Source organism: Salinimonas iocasae (assembly GCF_006228385.1).
Lineage (GTDB): Bacteria > Pseudomonadota > Gammaproteobacteria > Enterobacterales > Alteromonadaceae > Alteromonas > Alteromonas iocasae.
The window spans coordinates 2,366,102-2,385,343 of the sequence record NZ_CP039852.1 but is presented as its reverse complement, the minus strand read 5'-3'; the positions used below and the strand labels follow the sequence as shown (position 1 = coordinate 2,385,343).

Below are 19,242 nucleotides of genomic sequence, written 5' to 3'. Positions count from 1 at the left end.
CCTCAGAACGGACTTTCCAGTTCAACCATGCCCATATAAACAGACTTTGTCTGGGTATATTGATTTAGTGTCTCGATGCCGTTTTCACGTCCTATCCCGGACATCTTGTAACCGCCAACCGGCATTTCGGCCGGCGACGCCCCCCAGCTGTTTACCCAGCAAATTCCGGCCTGAAGCTGGTGGATGACCCGATGGGCTCGGGTAACATTCTGAGTCATCACACCGGCTGCCAGTCCCAGTGGGGTATTATTTGCACGGCGGATTGCTTCATCTTCATCGCGAAACGACAGCACACTCATTACCGGGCCAAATATTTCTTCTTTAACAATGGTCATATCGTCTGTGCAGTCTGCGAAGATGGTAGGCTCAACAAAAAACCCCCCTTTTGCATCATCGGGCGATATGGTGTTACCTCCGGTGACAAGTCGCGCACCTTCTTTCTTGCCTTTTTCGATATAGTCCATAACCAGATCAAGATGCGGCTTTGAAATCATCGCGCCGAAATTAACATCAGGATCCATAGGATCGCCGGCACGAATATTCTTTGTGGTACGTTCTACCAACTCGTCCATAAAAGCATCCATAACGCTTTCATGAACAAACACTCTGGTGCAATTGGTACACACTTCACCCTGCGTAAAGAAATTACCCAGCATCGCTGCAGATACAGCCTGGGAAATGTCAGCATCCTCAAAAACCAGAAGGGGCGATTTCCCCCCTAATTCCATAGTGACATCTTTAAGCGTAGAGGCAGCAGACTCTACAACCTTGCGGCCTGTAGCGACCTCACCGGTAAACGAAACTTTTTCAATGTCTTCATGCTGAGTAAGCCATTGTCCGACTTCTCCATCGCCAATTACCACATTGAAAACGCCGGCAGGAACGCCAGCTTCAATATAAATTTTAGCAAGCTCGATAGCACCGCGAGGGGTTTCTTCAGAGGGTTTGAATATCATTACATTACCGGCTGCCAGCGCAGGGGCTGACTTCCAGCATGCAATCTGAATGGGGTAGTTCCAGGCACCGATACCCGCGCATATTCCTAAAGGCTCTTTGCGGGTGTAATAAAAATCGCCACCTAAATCCTGCTGCTGGCCAACCTGCGTTGGGGCTAAAGATGCAAAAAACTCGATGACATCGGCACCGGTGACCACATCGACTTCGCGGGCTTCCTGCAGAGGTTTTCCGGTATCCAGTACCTCATGCTTTGCAAGCTCATCATTATGCTCTCTGAGCAAGGCTGCGGCGCGATGCAAAATGCGAGCACGCTCAACGGCCGGGGTGACAGCCCAGTCTTTAAACGCCGATCTGGCACTTTTGATTGCCGCCTGCTGGACCGTTTCATCTGCGACTTCTATTTCATAAATAGCTTCGCCGGTACCCGGATTCAAAACAGTAATTGTTTCACCGCTTTTGTTTGCCATGAACTGGCCGTCAATGAAATTCTGTAAGCGGGGAAGGCTCATAGGTGACTCCATCGTTTATTTAAGGCTTGGAATAGTTTGCTCAGTCAGCCTCAACTCCTTCAGGGGCGTGAACGATGGTCCATCTCGTAAACTGAAAATAAGTACTTAACGTTTATACAAAAACAGCGTGTTAAATGGCTCACTTTTTATATAAGGAAAATATCAGCAAATACGCGACCCTCTAACTTCCACTGTCGCTGGTCGCAGTCAAAAGCTATTAATCGCATTGATATGCACAATTGAAGATTTGCAGTAAACTAGCGCACAATTTGTGCAACTGGCAGGCGTGTTTTCTTTGAACATGGTAGTGTAAATACCGCGAGAATAACGCACTAAACATCCGTAAAGAAACACTCAACAGTACCGGCATTATGGTAATAGCCCTAAGAATTGGAAAGGCAATCAGAATTTAACATGTTTGTAGTAGTTAATGATGCGTACGCTTTTTAAAACACTCAGCGCCATCCCCGGCCGGACTGCTTTTATTCAGCGCGCTGAGACAGTTGGCCTTTCCTGTGAGCGGTGCGCTGCGCTGATTGTCGATATTGCGGGTTTTTCTGATGTCAGTACCAGTATGAGCCAGGTGTCCGGCGATCGTCTCTTACTGCAAATAGCGAATCGTTTATCCAGTCTCTTTGATGATGTCGCGGCTTTTGGCAGGCTGAACGGCGATGTCTTTGCCATCATGTTTACCTCAAACACTACTTCGGGTGCCATGCGTCAAAGGGCTGAAGCGCTCACCACACATTTTGCCAAACCGGTCAGTTGCTCTGAACACACATTTCTTGCTGAGTTTCATATTGGCGCGGTGGTCGGTCGGCAAAAGCGCTTTTGTGTATCTGCATTTATTACGCAGGGCGAAAGCGCGCTTAGACAGGCGAAAAAAAACCGCTACGAGCGGTTTGCCATAGCCAGTGCCTCGTCGCCCGTTTTTGAAACAGGGCAACGCGTAGCCCTGAAGGCCGATTTGCACCGTGCAATCAGTCAGCACGAGCTGGAATTGTATTTTCAGCCGAAGGTCAATCTACAGACGCTTGAGATTATCGGTGCAGAGTGTTTATTACGGTGGAACCATCCGGCAGATGGCATCATATTGCCCGGGCCAATTATTCAGGCCGCCCAATCCTATCAAATGATGCGGGAGCTGGCCTACTGGACGCTGCAACAGGCATGCTGCGCGCTGAGTTACCTGACTAAGCAGCATATCTTTATTCCGCTGTCTGTGAACATTTCACCTACCCAGCTATACGACAGTCAACTGATTCCTCATATTCAGTCCCTGTGCCACGACTTTGACCTGGATCCGTCGCGTCTGGAACTTGAACTGACAGAAGATGTCGCGCTGTCTAACTCGGCCATGGTGAATGAGCAAATTACACGATTACGCCAGATTGGCGTGGGCGTAGCAATTGATGACTTTGGAAAGGGGTACTCGAACCTTACCGCCATTCGCGACTTACCTATCTCATCGCTGAAAGTCGACAAAGCCTTCGTACTTCAACTGCATCGTGACCCTATGAATGAAGCCATTCTTCAGGCTGCCTGCCTTATTGGTGAGGCAAAAGGCTGCGAGGTTGTTGCTGAGGGAATAGAGTCTGTTACGCATTTGCATATACTCAGACATTTAAATGTCACCAAAGGGCAGGGATTTTTGTTTTCAAAAGCCATATCTTTTCGCGACTTCATAGCCCTGTATCGTCAGGAAATCATCATCGGGAGTTCACCTTTACGGCAAAAGTTAACTCAGTAGGATTTGGCTTTTAGACAAGGATCTGGGTAGACTTGGCATCGGTTTAAACAACGATTTAAAAATTTCATGCAAGCAGAGCTTACTAAGTCCGGCGATTTTTTACATCGCTCACGCACTCAGCCTTCTTCTTTTGACAATCCACAGTCGTTTTTTCTGGATAATGGCGTGAAGGTAGATATTCAGGCGCCGGGCATTATCTCATTTGAACCTGCAAATTCTGCAGATACTGTTAAAAGCATCGTATTGTCCTGCGGGGTTCATGGAAACGAAACCGCGCCGATTGAATTATGTGATGCCTGGGTTGCCGATATACTAACGCAAAGCCTTACACCTGCTCACCGCATCCTCTTTTTATTCGGCAATCTGCCGGCTATGGATATTGCTGAGCGTTTTGTAGAAGAAAATATGAATCGGCTGTTCAGCGGCGCGCACTCTCAGGGTGAAGGACTTTGTAACGATGAGCGCCATCGCGCCAAAGCGCTCGAAGAGGCGGTTTCCGCCTTTTTTGAAGATGCTGAAGGCGAGCGCCTGCATTACGATTTACATACCGCTATTCGTGAGTCAAAAAACGAAAAATTTGCAGTTTATCCCTTTTTACATGAGCGCTCTCACAGCAAAGCGCAAATCGCCTTTCTGGCAGCTTGTGGCGTCAAAACGATTCTGCTGAGTCAGAGCCCGACCACCACCTTTAGCTATTATTCAAGTCACATACACCAGGCACATGCATTTACTGTTGAGCTGGGTAAAGTCAGACCTTTTGGTGAAAATGACATGTCACGTTTTGAAGATGCCCGTCTTGCCATTACTGCGTTATTAACGGAGGCAGATTATGCGCCAGAGGTTGATTTGGATACGGTAGATATTTACACCGTCAATCAGGTTATTAATAAGCATAAAGACGATTTTAAGTTACATTTTGCCGACGATACCCCTAACTTTACAGATTTTAAAGCGGGTACGCTGCTGGCCACTGAGAGCGGCGCTGAATATATCGCCCAGCAGGATGGTGAGGCCATCGTCTTTCCCAATGCAAATGTGGCAATCGGTCAGCGGGCTATTCTGACGGTTGTACCAACTACTCTGGCAAATAACCATGTTTAATCTGGATAGTCGCCTTCAGGCAGATACCGAAGTCATTGGTGATATGCCACTATGCCGGGCACTGTTGATGAACGATAGCCAGTTTCCGTGGGTTATTCTGGTGCCCAGAGAGCCTGGTGCAAAAGAACTGTTCGAGCTGTCTGAGTCTCAGCAACATCAGTTTCTGCGAGAGTCGGGGATGGTGTGTCGGGCGCTTCAAAGCCTGTATCAACCCGAAAAACTTAATGTTGCGGCGTTAGGAAATGTAGTGGCGCAGCTTCATATTCATCACGTTGCGCGGTTCAGCGATGATATCGCCTGGCCCGCCCCTGTGTGGGGCAGGCAGCCTGCTGTCCCTTATAGCGCAGAGGCGCTGCAACGTCATAAGCATAATTTACAGCAATATCTGATTAAGGAGTAATCCAGTGATACTGACAACTACCCCAACTATTGAAGGACACGCCATTGAGCAGTATCACGGCATCGTTATTGGTGAGGCGGTAATGGGCGCCAATGTATTTAAGGACTTTTTTGCCTCTGTCAGAGATATTGTTGGTGGACGTTCGGGGGCTTATGAGGACGAACTGACCAAAGCGCGCAAACTGGCGTTCTCAGAGCTGGAGCAGGAAGCGCGCAATATGGGCGCTAATGCGGTGGTTGGAATCGATATTGATTATGAGGTGATGGGCGATAAGGGCAGTATGCTGATGGTTAGCATTAGTGGAACCGCCGTAAGAGCAGCGGGACTATAAAGCCCGCTACCATTTGTCATCGTTCTCATCATCATACTTACGTGGCTCGTAATCAGGTGGCACGTTAAACTTTTTATTAGCGCGTAATAGCAGAATGTTGCCGGCTATCAGCCCAATCACCAGCGCAATGATCAAAATAATCCAGCCTAAACTCATTAGGACGTTCCCCTGTTCAGTACATATTGTTCATACAGGGTTTCGATATGTTTGATCACTATCTGTTTGCCTTCCATATCGCAGCGGCGAAGGGTATCAGCAAGAGCAGAGCAGTTTCGTGACTGTTCAAAGGTAGCAGCGGTTTGCTGATGCGATAGATGCCACAATTCACAGGCGACCCCACCGCGCCATTCCAGAAACGGGCGGAAAAAGCCGTAAGTCTGCGCATGAACACTGAGCCAGTCAGCTAATGCAGCACACGGTCCGTCGTTGCGATATTCCGCATCAACCAAGTTAAAATCACAGTGACGTTTTACAACAGTGTCTTTGTCATAAACATCAATGTCCGTACCCCAATGATGACGGCTTCCGCCCGGCAGTGCCGACCAGGTCAAAATAGCATGAAGCTTTTCAATATCACTAAGCCTGGCATGGTCAAGCCTGGTGCCATCGAGCCCCAGTAAAGGAAGCTCACCACGCCATTTTCGGTTCCAGATGCTTAGCTGCCGGTCGAAATCCCTGAAACTGCTTACCAGCTGGCAATCAATACCCGCAGATCTGGCGCCATCCTGTAAAGCCAGATACGGACCCACCACGTCGGCATGCAGACGATGGCCTTTTCCGGCATCACACAACCACGGATTATCGATACCTAACCAGGCAGTGCTCATGCAAGTAATCTCACCATGGTCTGATAATATATTTCTTCCAGCGTTTCTAAATCACGCATTTTCACGCATTCATCAATCTTGTGGATGGTTGCATTGACCGGCCCAAGTTCAATAACCTGCGCACCAGTCGGCGCAATAAAGCGCCCGTCAGATGTTCCGCCGGCAGTAGATAACTGTGCCGCTGCGCCAGTAACCGATGTAATTGCTGACTGAACGGCTTCAACCAGTTCGCCGCTGTCGGTAAGGAATGGCTGACCGTTAAATGTCCAGTCCAGCGCATATTCCAGCTTATGATTGTCTAAAATGGTTGTAACCCGCTCTATTAATTGCTTATCGGTAACTTCCGTTGAGAAACGAAAGTTGAAACAAACACTCAACTCACCGGGAATAACATTGCCGGCACCAGTGCCCGCATGCAGGTTGGAGATTTGAAAGCTGGTAGGGGGAAAGAATGCATTACCATCATCCCAGTGTGTTTGCGCAAGCTCTGATAACGCCAGTGCTGCCTCGTGAACAGGGTTTCGCGCCAGGTGAGGGTAGGCTACATGGCCCTGAATACCTTTTACTGTAAGGTTGCCGGTTAGCGAGCCACGCCGTCCGTTTTTCACTACATCGGCAACAGACTCGGTACTACTTGGCTCCCCGACAATACACCAGTCTATTTTTTCGTTTCTGGCCTCAAGTGTATCGATAACCCGGGTGGTACCGTTTATAAACGGGCCTTCCTCATCACTGGTGATTAAAAAGGCAATGCTGCCTTTGTGGTCAGGGTAATCACTGACAAAGCGCGTAGTTGCAGCCAGCATTGCTGCAAGACTGCCTTTCATATCAGCCGCGCCGCGACCGTGCAGGTAGCCATCTTTTTCGGTAGCAACAAATGGAGGTGTTTGCCACGCACTGGCCGGTCCGCTTGGTACAACATCAGTATGTCCGGCAAAGCAAAAAAGCGGACCCTGTGTACCACGTCGTGACCACAAGTTTGTCGTGTCCTCAAATATCAGGCTTTCATTTTCGAAGCCGGCCGCGGACAGTATTGACTGCATCATATCCTGACAGCCGGCGTCTTCAGGGGTCACAGATTTTCTGTTGATTAAATCTTTAGCCAGTGTAATGACGGTTGAATCACTCATGGAAAAAGATTTCCTTGTATTGTTCCGGCTTAAAACCTATGTGAAGCGATGAATCGTAATCCAGAATAGGGCGCTTAATAATGGCAGGTGACTCAGCCATGATACTAATCGCAGCCTCCCGATCCATATGACTTTTTGTCTGGTCGTCCAACTGACGGTATGTTGTACCACGTTTATTTAGCATGGTTTCCCATCCAAGAATCGACTCAGTCTGCTCAAGCCACTGTCGATTGATACCATCCTTACGATAATCGTGAAACTGATAATCAATATCATGTGTCTCCAGCCACTTTTTAGCTTTTTTTATCGTGTCGCAATTGCTAATGCCGTAAAGCGTCGTTGTCATTCGATAAGTCCTTAACATTTTTCAGCAGTTTATCGCTTCATTTATAGCGATGCAAAATACAGCTGAACTAATCGCTCCTCATAAAAAAGTGTGCTGCAAAAGGTACAGAGTCGCTGCACTTATTACAGCTAAAATAGATTGAAAGCTATGAGAATGGGCAGGGCGATAAGCTACAAAGCCCGAAATCACTGGGCTGCAGCATTAACTGGTTTAAACGGCATAGCGTGTGCATTTAATTGAGCAAGTTGTAAAACACGTAATTCATTATAGCGACACAGGAGATAACATGGCGATTGTAAAAACAGCTTCAGCACATTATCAGCCACTGGGTAAAGAAGGTCAGGGCCATGTCAGCCTGGCAAGTGGTGCGCTTTCTGAACAGCCTTACGGTTTTAATACACGTTTTGAAGATAAACCAGGTACAAATCCGGAAGAGATGATTGCCGGTGCTCATGCAAGTTGTTATGCCATGGCATTATCTTTTGCATTAGCGGATGCCGGTTATGACAGCGGCGAACTCAAAGTCGACGCAGAAGTTACTTTGGAAAAAGACGGTGACGGATTTGCTGTTACCCGCTCAGCACTGACTCTGGATGCTAAAGTCAGTGGGATAGACGAGAGCGAATTTTCTTCGATTGCAAAAGACGCGAAAGAAAATTGCCCGATTTCTAAACTGCTTAAAGCTGAAATCACGTTAGACTACAATTTTTCTAACTAAACGCTAAATTTCCAGCGTAAACAGCGAATCTTCTAAAGCCAGGTACTGCCTGGCTTTTTTTATATCTATGCGTTTCAATTTCGCGCCATTAACAACAATAATCATTGCTGTTAATGTACCACCCTGTTTTAGCAGGGTGGGATTAAACTGCATGAGCTGTGTTCCCTTTTTAACCTTCTTTCCCACCGCATGCGCGACATCACACCCCTGCGCATGCAAACTCCCGGCTTCCTCACCAATTCTGAACCAGAATTGAAGCCCATTTGAACAGGTAAAACGAAGGCTGTAGTTAAGTTTGTCGATATGACTGAGGTAGCCGTCGAAGGGCGCAAAAAGCTGTGAGCCGGTTACATTAAGGATTACCGAACCTTCAAACAGTGCCTGGTACATTGCTGATTTGTGTGTATCAGTGCAGAGCTTTCCTGATACAGGGCTGGGAATTTCTATAAGACGCGAGGAAGCAGACATACCTGTTAGTCGTTCACCGTGTATCCCGCCTGACGCAATGCGCTGACTGCCACACTTAGTTTATTGTCTTTTACCAGGAAAAAGTCAGTATCAAAGGTAGAAACGATAAAAATACTCACTTTTGCCCGAGCCAGTACCTGACCTATTTGCGCCATGATCCCAACCATAGACAGCTGTAAAGGGCCTATTAATTCAAGGACTCGCCAGTTCGTATCAATGTCTACAGAGTCAATTTCAACTGAATCAGGAACAACCAGAGAAAGTTGATCGCCGGTTTTACCGATAAAATAAATATCACTGTTGAAAACTGACTGCGGAATAACCTCATCAGGCTCCATTCCATGAATATTGAACTGCTGTGGTAAAACGGCCAGAGTTTGAATAGCCATGCTTTGCAACTTTAACTGCCAGAGGAGATAGGTATTAAATCACTATCTAGGGATAAGTGCCACGTGTTATCCACTCATTCTGTGGATAACCTTGTTAAGTAGTTTGGGGCTTGATTGTAAGCTATTGATAATAAATAATTAAAAATATTGTGTAATTTTTACCCAGTGGATAAAAATACGATATCCCCAAGCATTTTCCCGAACCTGTGTCTAGCATATGAAATTAAAAATACCCGCTTTTTTTCGAAAAAAAGCGGATTATTTAAGTTGACATCAGACCAGTTATACACACGCTTTGTCCAGGATCGTATGAATTTTAAGTCGTTAAAGTTGGCAAATATGCACCTTTCGATCATTGATCAAAAAAGCGTCGCGCCTGTGAGAAGATATACAAATTGATGATAAATATGTATTTGAAACACAAATGTCTGCATGACGCTTAAAAATGATACATTAACGTAAGCAAGACGATAAATAGTGGTGATGGATGTGAGTGCCCCTTTAGATATCTTTGCAGGTCCACGAGCCCTGCGCTTACTCAAAAAACACGGTTTTCATCCGTTGATGTTCGATTATTTTATTGGCGCATCCGGCGGACCTAAGTGGTTTGTTCTGACCGGGCTTGATCGGGTCATGTTTCCGGAGTATTTCAGTAACCGTGGTGGTCAGATGCAAATTATTGGCTCTTCTGCTGGCGCATTCAGAGCTGTATGTGCTGTTCAGCGTGATCCCTTATCAGCGATCAATCGTCTGGCCACGCAATATGCTAACACCGTTTACTCAGACAAACCTACGTCGCTGGAAATCACCAGAAAGGCAAAGGCGCTGTTAAGCTTTATGCTGGGCGAACATGGCCAGGAAGATGTACTGATTAACTCAAGATTTAAAGCGCACATTATCACAGCGCGCTGCAGGGGATTAGTGTCAGGGCAGGGGAAGCTCTCTCAATTGTCCGGCCTGGCGTTTAGTGCTGCTGCCAATGCGCTGCACAGAAAACACCTGCAACGAAGCTTTACTCGAACCATTTTTTCGGCGCCGGACAGTAGTCTGGAAATCTACGATCCCTATGGTCTGCGCACAGAGCGGGCAGAGTTGGGATTTAATAACATAAAGGATGCACTGCTGGCATCCGGGTCGATTCCCATGGTGCTGGACGGTGTAACTAATATCGTCGGTGCCAGACCAGGTGTCTATCGGGATGGCGGGATCATTGATTACCATTTTGATCTGGCATTCGGCCCCCATAAAGGGTTGGCATTGTACCCGCATTTCTATCCAAGGCCGATTACCGGATGGTTTGATAAAGCGCTTAAGAAGCGTCTGGTGCACGCGTCCAGTTATGACAACGTGGTGATGGTTGTGCCTTCGGCCAGCTTTGTGGAAAATTTGCCTTATCAGAAAATTCCGGATCGCAAGGACTTTGAGACGATGGCACCTTCACAGCGTATTCCTTACTGGGAAACGGTCATCAGCGAATCTGACAGGTTAGGGGAGTATTTTATGCAACAAGTTGAAAACGATACCATTATGGATAACATAAAGCCGTTACCGTTTAGCTGCTTTGAGTAAATTCAGTGAATGTTTGGGGATACGCTCATCAAATGAGCAAACAGTTCACTCAATGCAAATAATGGCTTGATTGAACGTAAAGCCCCCGTTATGATACGCGCCATCTTAACGCATCAGCCGTTAACGACCTTTGCGTCTATAGCTCAGTTGGTTAGAGCGCTACCTTGACATGGTAGAGGTCCCCTGTTCGAGTCAGGGTAGACGCACCACTTTCTACTCACTTTTCTATGCTACTTTTTATTTAAGTAATTATGTGTGCCGAGCGCCTATAAGACGCCCCGCAATCAGTCAGCTTATGTTCCGGATTTGTCGTACCGACACTGACCTGCAACCCAGGTTTGATAGATAGCACGATCATCACCCAGCATGCTGAGGGCAAACAGCATATCTTGTGCAGACTGGCTATTCTCAAGCCGCAATGCGGTTAGTTCATCAAACATGGGGTCGAGTATCACAAAGTCGGCTGCAGTATCCGGGTTGAGGTTACCAATACTGTCATCCAGATTGTAAGCAACCGCCGGACCTTGCGTCATTGCGTACAGGCCCTGTAGCGCAGAGAAAGACTGTCCTTTTAGTTGCGCGACCTTGTAGCCTTCGCCATAGGTTTTCAGCAGGTTAAAGCTGGTTCCGGCACCCACATCAGTAGCCAGTGCCAGATGGACACCCGCATCGCGGGCTTTATCCAGATTAAACAGCCCACTGCCCAAAAACAAATTAGACGTGGGGCAAAATGCAGCTGTAGAACCGCTTTCTGCCAGTCTCGCCCACTCATGGTCAGTCATGTGAATGCAATGCCCGAATACGGCTCGGGGGCGAACCATATGAAATCTGTCATACACATCAAGGTAGCCATCACAATCAGGGTATAAAGACTTCACCCACTCAATCTCATCCATATTCTCAGACAGGTGAGTTTGTATAAAGACATCAGGGTACTGTTGTGCCAGCTCGCCCAACGCATGCATTTGATCTTCGGTGCTGGTGGGCGCGAAGCGAGGCGTCAGCGCGTATAAGTTCCGCCCCTTGCCATGCCACTTACTGATTAAATGCGCGCTTTGAGACTGTGCGGTTTGCGCAGAGTCCTGCAGCCAGGCAGGACAATTTCTGTCCATACATGTTTTTCCGGCGATGATCGCCATATTAATTTCGCTGGCGGCTTCAAACAAAGCATCGGTGGCATCCGCATGAACTGAAGAGAATACCAGGCCGGTGGTGGTACCATTTTTAATTAGCTGCCTGATGAAGGCCGGAGCAATTTGTCGGCAGTAATCAGGTTCGGAAAACTTGTTTTCTGTAGGAAAAGTATATTTTTCCAGCCAGTGGAGTAACTGTTTACCATAACAGGCAATCATCTCTGTTTGAGGAAAGTGTAAATGACTGTCTATGAGGCCGGGTACAATCCACCTTCCGCGTAAGTCATGCGTTATTGCCTCAGGGTACATTCCGTGAATATCGGAATACTCACCCACCGCAATAATTTTATCCTGCGCAATAACCAGTGCACCGTCACTGATGCATTGGGCATCCAGGTCGGGTTGTGAAGTTTGATGGGGGAAGTGCACGATACCAGCACGGAATAGTTCGTGTTTACTCACTGACAGCCTCGATTAGTTACAACAAAAAAAGCAGAAGAAATTTACCAGGCAAGCGCTGTAGCGGTTGCTGCGGGAGTTTACAAGGGCTTGTGCCCCAGAGCAAGAAAGTTTGACCATTTAGTCAGGTTAGCTATCAAGACGATTCTGCAGACGTTTCTCTATTAGCTTACTGAAACTGGTTTTGGCCGTAGATAGTTCATCGTCTGTCGGGCGGCTTAACCGCTCATCCAGCTCGTTAATGACATCTTCCACTGAGCGCTGTCGGATTGACGTGATAAAAATAAAACCATGCTTCTTAAGATATTCAACGTTAAGTGTATTAAAAGTCAGCTTTTTATCTGCGCTGACCTCATCGGCAATCATACTTATTTTTAACACAGGCTCGGCAGCTAACGCTTCACGGTAATCACTGTCAGATAAGGATTCCCAGTGCTTTGAAGCGGCTTCGCGAACTGCCTGAACAGATTTATACGGCCGGCTTTCCACCATACAGCTAATCCAGCTTCTGGCTGCACAGATATGGCTCAACCAGTCTGAGGCCCCGGCAAGAGACATTGTATTGAGTTTATCCAGTGTCATTGTCGTTCCTTTTCCTTGCGATGCAGTCAAATCAGTCCACGCAATTGCGCATTATCAATTATACACCGTAGGCAGGTTTGTGGATGAGTAATACCCTATGGTTTACGTATGCACAGTTGCGTTGCAAAAATACTGTGGCACTATTATGCGCCTTATTTTTTGAAATCTGACACCGGTCAAAACGGTGTCGCCAGCTATCAGGTCTGACATGGCAAAAAGTAAAGCAGGGTCATCCGTAGGGGATAAAAATCGCCGGTTAATTTTGCAGGCCGCAGAACAGGTTTTCGCGCAGTGTGGGTTTGGCGGCGCGTCTGTGCAAAAGATTGCGGATACCGCGGGTCTGCCTAAAACTAACGTGTTGTATTACTTTAAATCAAAACAGGCGTTATACCAGAGCATATTATCCCGCATTCTGACGTTGTGGAACTCTCGTTTTGACCAGGCGACCGGTCATGACGATCCTGCCATCACCCTGGCCGAGTACATCACTGAAAAGATGCAGTTATCACAGACCCATCCGTTGCTATCGCGCATCTTTGCCATGGAGATAATAAACGGGGCGCCGAATCTGAACGATGCCTTTAACGAGGCGCACAAAGCCTGGATGGCTTCCCGGGTCGATGTTATTCAACAATGGATTGATGCAGGTAAAATGCATCCGGTCGAACCGGCTTTCTTGCTTTACAACATTTGGGGGAGCACACAACATTATGCAGATTTTGCCACGCAGATAACCCATCTTCAGGGGCAGAAAATGACTCAGTCTGATTTCGATAGCGCCACAATTACATTAATAAACATGGTGTTAAAAGGGTGCGGCCTGGTGGTACCGGAAAAGTATATTAAACCAATGGCCGGCACGCGGTAAAAATCCCGTTATTTTTCGTTGCCAACAGCGCAACGCCGCGTCATGATGAACATATTGTTGATTGCTAATGCGTCGGACAGATGATTTCAGGTATTAAATTTCATCCGCTAGTCGTCACTTTGGTGTAGATAAGGCATAACTAATGCGTGTAATAACTGTCTGGTAGTGTGAAAGACAGGTGAAGGATAAATGAAACACACGATAATGACTTTTGGAGTGCTTTTAATGCTGTCTGGGTGTTCTAAGCTGACTCAGGAAAATTACGATAAACTCGAAATGGGTATGTCGCAATCTGAAGTGGAAGATGTGCTGGGATCAGCTGAGCGCTGTAGTCGCTCTCTGGGTACGCAAAGTTGTATCTGGGGCGACGAAAAGGATAAACATATAAAAGTCATGTTTATGAATAACAAGGCTGTTACCTTTGCTTACGAAGGTATTTAAAAGCAGTGTTCCAAAAAAAGTGAATTAAGGGCGCCCGGCATTGTAATTGGCAAGGCGCAATAATTTACTTCAGATCCAACGCGTAACGAAGCAGGAAGATCAGTGCCAGTGCGTAGGTTAGCAGGCTGACTTCCCGCGCCTTACCCGTGCCCACCATTACCGTTACGTACGTGATAAAGCCCAGGGCGATTCCCTCACTAATGCTAAATGTAAGTGGCATAGCTAACAACGCCACCGAGGCAGTAGCCAGTGCGCCCAAATCATCAAAATCAAGCTGACGGATAGAGTCCATCATTAAAATGCCGACCATTATAAGCGCTGGTGTGGTGGCCATGAGTGGAATCACTTCCATCAACGGGGTGAACAGAAGTGACAGTAAAAAGCATGCTGCTACTGTCAGTGCTGTTAACCCCGTTCTGCCGCCCGCTGAGACGCCAGCTGCTGATTCTACATAGCTGGTTACAGGCGAGGTTCCCAGCGCTGCGCCAGCAATACTCGCAGTTGCATCAGCGTTCATTGCTGACCCGATTCGGGGTAACTTTCCCTGCTCATCCAGTAAATTCGCTCGTCGCGAGACACCTATCAGGGTGCCAATAGTATCGAACATATTCACGAACATCAGTGCAAAGATAAGATCCCAGGTCTGTGAAAAGTGCTCAATGGGGTACCATAGATCCATTGCCATCCAGGTATCTTCGATGCCATGAGGAACGCCCACTATCGAATCAGGCTGCGCAGTCAGCATGCCGTCGGCAGTAGGGATAAACAGCCCAATAACACTCAGGGCGATAATCGATAATAAAATCCCCCCGGTAACCTGTTTAATAACCACCACTATCGTCAGTAAAATGCCGGCCAGCGCTAACATGGTCGAAGGCTCTGATAAGTCTCCAAGGGTCACAAATGTGGCTGGGTGATCAACGACCAGTCCCGCGTTTCGTAAACCAATGAATGCAATAAAAAGCCCGATACCGCATTGCACACCTATCTTCAGTGATGCCGGTATCGCTTCTGCCACTTTTGTCCTGACGCCGGTAAGGGTCAGCAGTAAAAATAGTATGCCGTTCCAGAACACTATCCCCAGTGCAGCCTGCCAGGAAATATCACGGGTCATACAAATGGTAAAAGCAAAAAACGCATTGAGTCCCATACCCGGTGCCAGCGCAATGGGATAATTGGTCAGGAGCGCCATCAACAGCGTACCTATACAGGCAGACAGCGCAGTGACGGTAATAAGCCCCTCAACCGGCATACCGCTCAGGCCAAGAATACCGGGGTTTACCACCAGAATGTAGGACATGGCTGCAAAGGTAGTCAGCCCTGCAACCAGTTCTGTTTTTACCGTAGTCCCGTGCGCGGAAAGCTTAAATAATTTATCCAGCATTGATGTCATGGATTTACTCGTACTGAAAAAGGTGACAAGGGGCGTGCAGCAGATAGGGCATTAAAAGCATTGACCATCTGGTCAGGTTGCAGGGTGCCTGATGCTGAACATTAATCAGCACCGCGACGGATAGCATTATAACCAGGACGGAGAACGTGCCTGACCACCATATCAATGAGTAAATCGAAAATGGCTTTTAAGACATGCGTTTAATGACTAGAATAAATAAGCAATATCATCAGACGCGGTGAACAATGCGCAATTGTGCTGGAACCAACAGTCAGGTGCAAGACATTGCATGTTATCGGTTTGTAACAACAGTGCTCAACCGAGCCAATATTTAAAAGCGAACTTATGACTTTATCTTCTCTTATCTCTTCGGTACCCAAAGCTGAGCTGCATTTGCATATTGAGGGCGCGCTGGAACCTTCTCTCATGTGGTCCCTGGCTGCTAAGCACAATATAACGCTGCCTTATAAAAATGTGGCGCAAATCGAAGCCGCTTACCAGTTTTCGAATTTGCAGAGTTTTTTGGATATTTATTATGCCGGCGCCAGTGTGCTGCTGGATGAAGACGACTTCTTTGCTTTGATGTGGTCTTACTTATGTAAATGCAAAGAAGAAAACATTGTTCATACCGAGATAATGTTCGACCCGCAAACCCACACAGAGCGCGGTATCGGATACGATATTTTTATGCCGGGTTTTTTAAGAGCGATAGATAAAGCCCGTCAGCAGTGGGGAATGAGTGTAAAACTGATATTGTCATTCTTGCGCCATTTAAGCGAACAAGAAGCATTCGATACATTAGAACAGGCTAAGCCTTATTATCGTTATATCGATGCGGTGGGACTGGATAGCTCTGAAAAAGGGCATCCTCCGGTTAAGTTCAGGCGCGTATTTGCCCAGGTCCGCAGGCTGGGATTTCGCATCGTGGCACATGCCGGTGAGGAAGGGCCCGCCGATTATATCTGGCAAGCTATTCACACACTGGGTGTAGACAGAATTGATCACGGGGTCCGCTGTCTGGAAGACCCAGAGTTAGTTGCGTTACTGAAAAAACGGCAGATACCGCTGACGGTGTGCCCGCTCAGTAATCTTAAGCTGAAAGTGATTAACGATATGCGTCAGCATTCGTTATTCGCTCTAATGGATAAGGGGTTATTGGTTACCGTTAATTCAGACGATCCCACTTACTTTGGCGGTTATCTGAATCGTAATTTTGAAGCGCTGGATGCAGCACTGGGTATGAACAAAAATCAGTTACAGGCGTTGGTAATAAACAGCTTTAAAGCCAGCTTTCTGTCAGAAGATGAAAAGACGCACTGGATTAAAGAGGTGAACCGTCACTTTGCCTAGTTCGGGAAGCTGAAGAAGTGGCTGATATAAAGAGACCGCACGCTGGCTACAGCAGCGTGCGGTATATTCTGTGAGATATTATCGGCCCTAGCTAACCGCCGGTTTCCAGTCTGGCTTTAACACGCTTTGGTAAATATTTTTCAGCGGCTTTGCCGGTTACCGACCACACCATCAGCGCGGACCAGGCAACAACGGAAAGACCGGCCGGCACACAGGCAATGGCTATTAATTTAGCTTGTCGCCGATTAAAAATCAGCGCCAGAAAGAAAGGTAAAAACCATACAACCCCCATCGCTACGATAATCAGTGAAAGCTGTAAAGCCGATGCATTTTCAAACTGCGTTAATATGTCGTTCACGTATTCAATCTCCTTATGACAGTGTTCTATCCCTAGTCTTGATCTAGTGAACTATATTACAGTTTTTTCTCATTATCGTGGAAATAAAATTACTGCCCCGTTAAAAACAGTGTTAAATATTAATAGTTTGCCCCGAGACGGGGATTATTGCGTGACAGTTTGCTTTTAATAAGGCTTGCTTGAGCGCCTTTTTCGAATCGTCTTCACCATGGACCAGATATAAAGCGGGGCGGGGAGCCTCGAAATGAGAAAACCAGTCAATAAGCTGAGATTGACTGGCGTGCGCCGAGAAGCCGCCTAATGTATGAATCTGCGCATTGACGGCAATCGATTCGCCGGCCATTTTTATTCGTTTCGCGCCATCTACCAGTAGGCGTCCAGGGGTACCATTGGCCTGGTAGCCTACAAATATCACATGAGACTGCTGACGCCACAGATTGTGTTTTAAGTGATGTCGGATCCTGCCACCGTTACACATGCCGCTTCCGGCGATAATGATAGCGCCGCGTTCTACCCGGTTCAGAGCCATAGACTCCTGAGTAGTCACTGCATAGCGCAGAGTGGGTAAAAAGCTGTGCAGGCTTTTATATTTGTAAGAATAGACATTATCCCCGGAACGCTTCATCAACTGCATATCTTCACGATTGAATACATCCTGATAGCGGTGATATATCTCAGTCACTGCTATTGCCATGGGGCTATCTAAACATATCAACTGTTGCGGCAGCTTGCCTTGCTGATACAGAGCGCCTAATCTGAAAATGATTTCCTGCGTCCGGCCAACCGCAAATGACGGGATAAGAATATTACCACCATCAGCAGACGCGCGGGTGATGACAGATTCAAATTCATCGAGGGTCTGGGCAATGGAGCGATGCTCTCTGTCACCGTATGTCGATTCCATCAGAACGACATCGGCTTGTGTAATACAGGCAGGATCTCTTAGTAGCGCAGCCTGCGCATTACCTAAGTCACCTGAAAAAACCAGCTTTCGGACTGGCAACGTGTCACTGATGAACAGCTCTACGATGGAAGAGCCAAGAATATGCCCCGCCTCACGCAGGTTGAGCGTAATATCGCGGGTGACAGGTACTTCATTATCGTAAGGCAGTGGATGGCACAGCGCCAGCGTGTCTTCGACATCTTCAAGGGTATAGAGCGGTTCAATTTGCGGTTTACCAGCGCGAAGACGGCGTTTGTTTTCCCATTCAGTATCACGCATTTGCAGAGATGCAGCGTCCTTTAACATGACATCAATTAAATCGCTGGTGGCCGGCGTCATATAGATAGGCCCGCTGTAACCACGCCTTACCAGCAGAGGAAGCCGTCCGGAATGGTCCAGGTGGGCGTGGGAAAGCACCACTGCATCAATCGTTGTTGCATCAAAAGGGAACGGATCCTGATTACTCGCCTCGACCTTACGTCCACCCTGAAACAGCCCGCAATCCAGTAACACCGTACTGGTGGAGGTTTTCAGTAAGTGCATTGAACCGGTGACACCATCTACTGCGCCCAGAAAGGTAAGAGTCGCCATATTGCCCTCGTTATTATGAGCTGCATCTGTCGTGAATATGATCGCCCGTCATTCCAGGCGACCACCGACCAGGTATCCGAGTTATCGGATATCGATACGTCTTTTCTGGGGTTCAGCCTGTTGTGATTTTGGTGCCGTGACTGTGAGAATGCCACTTTCAAACGAAGCGGTTATATCGTTTTCCTGTACTGCATCCCCAACGGTAAAACTGCGCTGGAAGTGTCCGTAGCGTCGTTCCTGACGGATCACTCTGCCATCCTTTTCTTCTTTCTTGCTCTGTTTAACCTCTGCACTTAATGTAAGTACACCGTTGTGCAACTCCAGGTGAATATCCTCTTTTTCTACACCGGGCAGTTCCGCGGCAATAATAAAGTGTTCACCTTTATCCGTAATATCGACCCTGGGACTAAAAAAGCCAGTTTCAGAAGATGAGAGCGGGCTAAGAAAATGATCAAACAGGCTATCAAGATCAAATCGGTTTTTGTTTGAGAGATTGTTCATCGCTGTCTCCTCAGTTTGCAAGAAACAACGACCAGAAACTGCATGGTCGACTGGTAGTCCATACCGCCAGTAATATGAGTATCGGACTGATTTTGTTTTTGTACAAGCTGACAAAGTTGCTCTGTTGA

Annotated in this window: 22 protein-coding genes and 1 tRNA gene; 10 read left to right on the top strand and 13 right to left on the bottom strand. The window is 47.3% G+C overall.

Going from position 1 to position 19,242, the window contains the following annotated elements:
- Positions 1–2 precede the first annotated feature (2 nt).
- Positions 3–1,466 (bottom strand): betaine-aldehyde dehydrogenase, encoded by a 1,464-nt coding sequence (gene betB / locus FBQ74_RS10540; RefSeq protein ID WP_139756638.1) that lies wholly within the window; start codon positions 1,464–1,466, stop codon positions 3–5.
- Between the two features lie 430 nt (positions 1,467–1,896).
- Here betB and FBQ74_RS10535 point away from each other — a divergent pair, with 430 nt between their 5' ends.
- The 4 genes from FBQ74_RS10535 to FBQ74_RS10520 all read left to right on the top strand — a co-directional run bounded on the left by FBQ74_RS10535 (position 1,897) and on the right by FBQ74_RS10520 (position 5,048).
- Positions 1,897–3,216 (top strand): putative bifunctional diguanylate cyclase/phosphodiesterase, encoded by a 1,320-nt coding sequence (locus tag FBQ74_RS10535; protein WP_139756637.1) that lies wholly within the window; start codon positions 1,897–1,899, stop codon positions 3,214–3,216.
- Between the two features lie 66 nt (positions 3,217–3,282).
- Positions 3,283–4,317, top strand: coding sequence for a succinylglutamate desuccinylase (gene astE / locus FBQ74_RS10530; RefSeq protein WP_139756636.1), 1,035 nt, complete (start codon positions 3,283–3,285; stop codon positions 4,315–4,317).
- On the top strand, positions 4,310–4,717 hold the full coding sequence (locus tag FBQ74_RS10525) for an HIT domain-containing protein (RefSeq protein WP_139756635.1): 408 nt from the start codon (positions 4,310–4,312) through the stop codon (positions 4,715–4,717). The genes astE and FBQ74_RS10525 overlap by 8 nt, the downstream gene beginning before the upstream one ends.
- 4 nt (positions 4,718–4,721) lie before the next feature.
- The gene (locus tag FBQ74_RS10520; RefSeq protein WP_139756634.1) at positions 4,722–5,048 is read left to right on the top strand and encodes a heavy metal-binding domain-containing protein; all 327 of its coding nucleotides are present in this window, start codon (positions 4,722–4,724) and stop codon (positions 5,046–5,048) included.
- Between the two features lie 6 nt (positions 5,049–5,054).
- On the opposite strand, the gene FBQ74_RS10515 is transcribed toward FBQ74_RS10520, so the two are convergent.
- Genes FBQ74_RS10515 through FBQ74_RS10500 form a run of 4 tightly spaced genes read right to left on the bottom strand, consistent with a single transcriptional unit; the run spans position 5,055 to position 7,351 of the window.
- On the bottom strand, positions 5,055–5,204 hold the full coding sequence (locus FBQ74_RS10515; RefSeq protein ID WP_139756633.1) for a DUF2897 family protein: 150 nt from the start codon (positions 5,202–5,204) through the stop codon (positions 5,055–5,057).
- Positions 5,204–5,875 (bottom strand): M15 family metallopeptidase, encoded by a 672-nt coding sequence (locus tag FBQ74_RS10510; protein WP_139756632.1) that lies wholly within the window; start codon positions 5,873–5,875, stop codon positions 5,204–5,206. Before FBQ74_RS10510 ends, FBQ74_RS10515 begins: the two co-directional genes overlap by 1 nt.
- Positions 5,872–7,005, bottom strand: coding sequence for a succinyl-diaminopimelate desuccinylase (dapE, locus tag FBQ74_RS10505; protein WP_139756631.1), 1,134 nt, complete (start codon positions 7,003–7,005; stop codon positions 5,872–5,874). The genes FBQ74_RS10510 and dapE overlap by 4 nt, the downstream gene beginning before the upstream one ends.
- On the bottom strand, positions 6,998–7,351 hold the full coding sequence (locus FBQ74_RS10500; RefSeq protein WP_139756630.1) for an ArsC family reductase: 354 nt from the start codon (positions 7,349–7,351) through the stop codon (positions 6,998–7,000). Before FBQ74_RS10500 ends, dapE begins: the two co-directional genes overlap by 8 nt.
- A 286-nt stretch (positions 7,352–7,637) precedes the next feature.
- On the opposite strand from FBQ74_RS10500, the gene FBQ74_RS10495 reads away from it, so the two are divergent.
- Complete coding sequence (locus FBQ74_RS10495; protein ID WP_139756629.1) at positions 7,638–8,069, top strand: OsmC family protein; 432 nt, start codon at positions 7,638–7,640, stop codon at positions 8,067–8,069.
- Positions 8,070–8,072: 3 nt separating this feature from the next.
- Here the strand turns inward: FBQ74_RS10495 and FBQ74_RS10490 are convergent, their stop codons facing one another.
- Positions 8,073–8,537 (bottom strand): PTS glucose transporter subunit IIA, encoded by a 465-nt coding sequence (locus tag FBQ74_RS10490; protein WP_139756628.1) that lies wholly within the window; start codon positions 8,535–8,537, stop codon positions 8,073–8,075.
- A gap of 5 nt (positions 8,538–8,542) precedes the next feature.
- Positions 8,543–8,926, bottom strand: a complete 384-nt coding sequence (locus tag FBQ74_RS10485) for an ACT domain-containing protein (RefSeq protein ID WP_139756627.1) — start codon at positions 8,924–8,926, stop codon at positions 8,543–8,545.
- A gap of 489 nt (positions 8,927–9,415) precedes the next feature.
- Between FBQ74_RS10485 and FBQ74_RS10480 the strand changes: the two genes are divergently transcribed.
- Together FBQ74_RS10480 and FBQ74_RS10475 are read left to right on the top strand one after the other, a co-directional pair.
- Positions 9,416–10,495 (top strand): patatin-like phospholipase family protein, encoded by a 1,080-nt coding sequence (locus FBQ74_RS10480; protein ID WP_232371903.1) that lies wholly within the window; start codon positions 9,416–9,418, stop codon positions 10,493–10,495.
- Between the two features lie 132 nt (positions 10,496–10,627).
- Positions 10,628–10,704, top strand: a tRNA-Val gene (locus tag FBQ74_RS10475).
- Between the two features lie 84 nt (positions 10,705–10,788).
- Here FBQ74_RS10475 and guaD read toward each other — a convergent pair.
- Both guaD and FBQ74_RS10465 read right to left on the bottom strand, forming a co-directional pair.
- Positions 10,789–12,090 (bottom strand): guanine deaminase, encoded by a 1,302-nt coding sequence (guaD, locus tag FBQ74_RS10470; RefSeq protein WP_139756625.1) that lies wholly within the window; start codon positions 12,088–12,090, stop codon positions 10,789–10,791.
- Between the two features lie 126 nt (positions 12,091–12,216).
- Positions 12,217–12,669 carry a 2-oxo-4-hydroxy-4-carboxy-5-ureidoimidazoline decarboxylase gene (locus tag FBQ74_RS10465; RefSeq protein ID WP_139756624.1) on the bottom strand — a complete coding sequence of 151 codons (453 nt, stop codon included), beginning with the start codon at positions 12,667–12,669 and terminating at the stop codon, positions 12,217–12,219.
- Between the two features lie 208 nt (positions 12,670–12,877).
- Here FBQ74_RS10465 and FBQ74_RS10460 point away from each other — a divergent pair, with 208 nt between their 5' ends.
- The gene (locus tag FBQ74_RS10460) at positions 12,878–13,537 is read left to right on the top strand and encodes a TetR/AcrR family transcriptional regulator (RefSeq protein WP_139756623.1); all 660 of its coding nucleotides are present in this window, start codon (positions 12,878–12,880) and stop codon (positions 13,535–13,537) included.
- 189 nt (positions 13,538–13,726) lie between these two features.
- Positions 13,727–13,978: an outer membrane protein assembly factor BamE gene (locus tag FBQ74_RS10455; protein ID WP_139756622.1), complete on the top strand. Its 252-nt coding sequence runs from the start codon at positions 13,727–13,729 to the stop codon at positions 13,976–13,978.
- 64 nt (positions 13,979–14,042) lie between these two features.
- Here FBQ74_RS10455 and FBQ74_RS10450 read toward each other — a convergent pair whose 3' ends face one another.
- Positions 14,043–15,371 (bottom strand): NCS2 family permease, encoded by a 1,329-nt coding sequence (locus FBQ74_RS10450; RefSeq protein ID WP_139756621.1) that lies wholly within the window; start codon positions 15,369–15,371, stop codon positions 14,043–14,045.
- A 345-nt stretch (positions 15,372–15,716) separates the two neighbouring features.
- Here FBQ74_RS10450 and FBQ74_RS10445 point away from each other — a divergent pair, with 345 nt between their 5' ends.
- Entirely contained in the window at positions 15,717–16,721 is a 1,005-nt protein-coding gene (locus tag FBQ74_RS10445) for an adenosine deaminase (protein WP_139756620.1), read from the top strand.
- A 91-nt stretch (positions 16,722–16,812) separates the two neighbouring features.
- On the opposite strand, the gene FBQ74_RS10440 is transcribed toward FBQ74_RS10445, so the two are convergent.
- The 3 genes from FBQ74_RS10440 to FBQ74_RS10430 form a co-directional block, all read right to left on the bottom strand.
- Entirely contained in the window at positions 16,813–17,079 is a 267-nt protein-coding gene (locus tag FBQ74_RS10440) for a superinfection immunity protein (RefSeq protein ID WP_232371902.1), read from the bottom strand.
- Between the two features lie 112 nt (positions 17,080–17,191).
- Complete coding sequence (locus FBQ74_RS10435) at positions 17,192–18,613, bottom strand: MBL fold metallo-hydrolase RNA specificity domain-containing protein (protein WP_139756619.1); 1,422 nt, start codon at positions 18,611–18,613, stop codon at positions 17,192–17,194.
- An 81-nt stretch (positions 18,614–18,694) separates the two neighbouring features.
- Positions 18,695–19,114, bottom strand: a complete 420-nt coding sequence (locus FBQ74_RS10430; RefSeq protein ID WP_139756618.1) for an Hsp20/alpha crystallin family protein — start codon at positions 19,112–19,114, stop codon at positions 18,695–18,697.
- Positions 19,115–19,242: the final 128 nt, after the last annotated feature.

Coding starts and splice junctions, on each gene's coding strand:
- FBQ74_RS10460 (WP_139756623.1), top strand. CDS start 12,878: ATGGCAAAAAGTAAAGCAGGGTCATCCGTAGGGGATAAAAATCGCCGG.
- FBQ74_RS10525 (WP_139756635.1), top strand. CDS start 4,310: ATGTTTAATCTGGATAGTCGCCTTCAGGCAGATACCGAAGTCATTGGT.
- FBQ74_RS10495 (WP_139756629.1), top strand. CDS start 7,638: ATGGCGATTGTAAAAACAGCTTCAGCACATTATCAGCCACTGGGTAAA.
- FBQ74_RS10430 (WP_139756618.1), bottom strand. CDS start 19,114: ATGAACAATCTCTCAAACAAAAACCGATTTGATCTTGATAGCCTGTTT.
- FBQ74_RS10490 (WP_139756628.1), bottom strand. CDS start 8,537: ATGTCTGCTTCCTCGCGTCTTATAGAAATTCCCAGCCCTGTATCAGGA.
- FBQ74_RS10500 (WP_139756630.1), bottom strand. CDS start 7,351: ATGACAACGACGCTTTACGGCATTAGCAATTGCGACACGATAAAAAAA.
- betB (WP_139756638.1), bottom strand. CDS start 1,466: ATGAGCCTTCCCCGCTTACAGAATTTCATTGACGGCCAGTTCATGGCA.
- FBQ74_RS10465 (WP_139756624.1), bottom strand. CDS start 12,669: ATGACACTGGATAAACTCAATACAATGTCTCTTGCCGGGGCCTCAGAC.
- dapE (WP_139756631.1), bottom strand. CDS start 7,005: ATGAGTGATTCAACCGTCATTACACTGGCTAAAGATTTAATCAACAGA.
- astE (WP_139756636.1), top strand. CDS start 3,283: ATGCAAGCAGAGCTTACTAAGTCCGGCGATTTTTTACATCGCTCACGC.
- FBQ74_RS10515 (WP_139756633.1), bottom strand. CDS start 5,204: ATGAGTTTAGGCTGGATTATTTTGATCATTGCGCTGGTGATTGGGCTG.
- FBQ74_RS10450 (WP_139756621.1), bottom strand. CDS start 15,371: ATGACATCAATGCTGGATAAATTATTTAAGCTTTCCGCGCACGGGACT.
- FBQ74_RS10485 (WP_139756627.1), bottom strand. CDS start 8,926: ATGGCTATTCAAACTCTGGCCGTTTTACCACAGCAGTTCAATATTCAT.
- FBQ74_RS10435 (WP_139756619.1), bottom strand. CDS start 18,613: ATGGCGACTCTTACCTTTCTGGGCGCAGTAGATGGTGTCACCGGTTCA.
- FBQ74_RS10510 (WP_139756632.1), bottom strand. CDS start 5,875: ATGAGCACTGCCTGGTTAGGTATCGATAATCCGTGGTTGTGTGATGCC.
- FBQ74_RS10455 (WP_139756622.1), top strand. CDS start 13,727: ATGAAACACACGATAATGACTTTTGGAGTGCTTTTAATGCTGTCTGGG.
- FBQ74_RS10445 (WP_139756620.1), top strand. CDS start 15,717: ATGACTTTATCTTCTCTTATCTCTTCGGTACCCAAAGCTGAGCTGCAT.
- FBQ74_RS10535 (WP_139756637.1), top strand. CDS start 1,897: ATGATGCGTACGCTTTTTAAAACACTCAGCGCCATCCCCGGCCGGACT.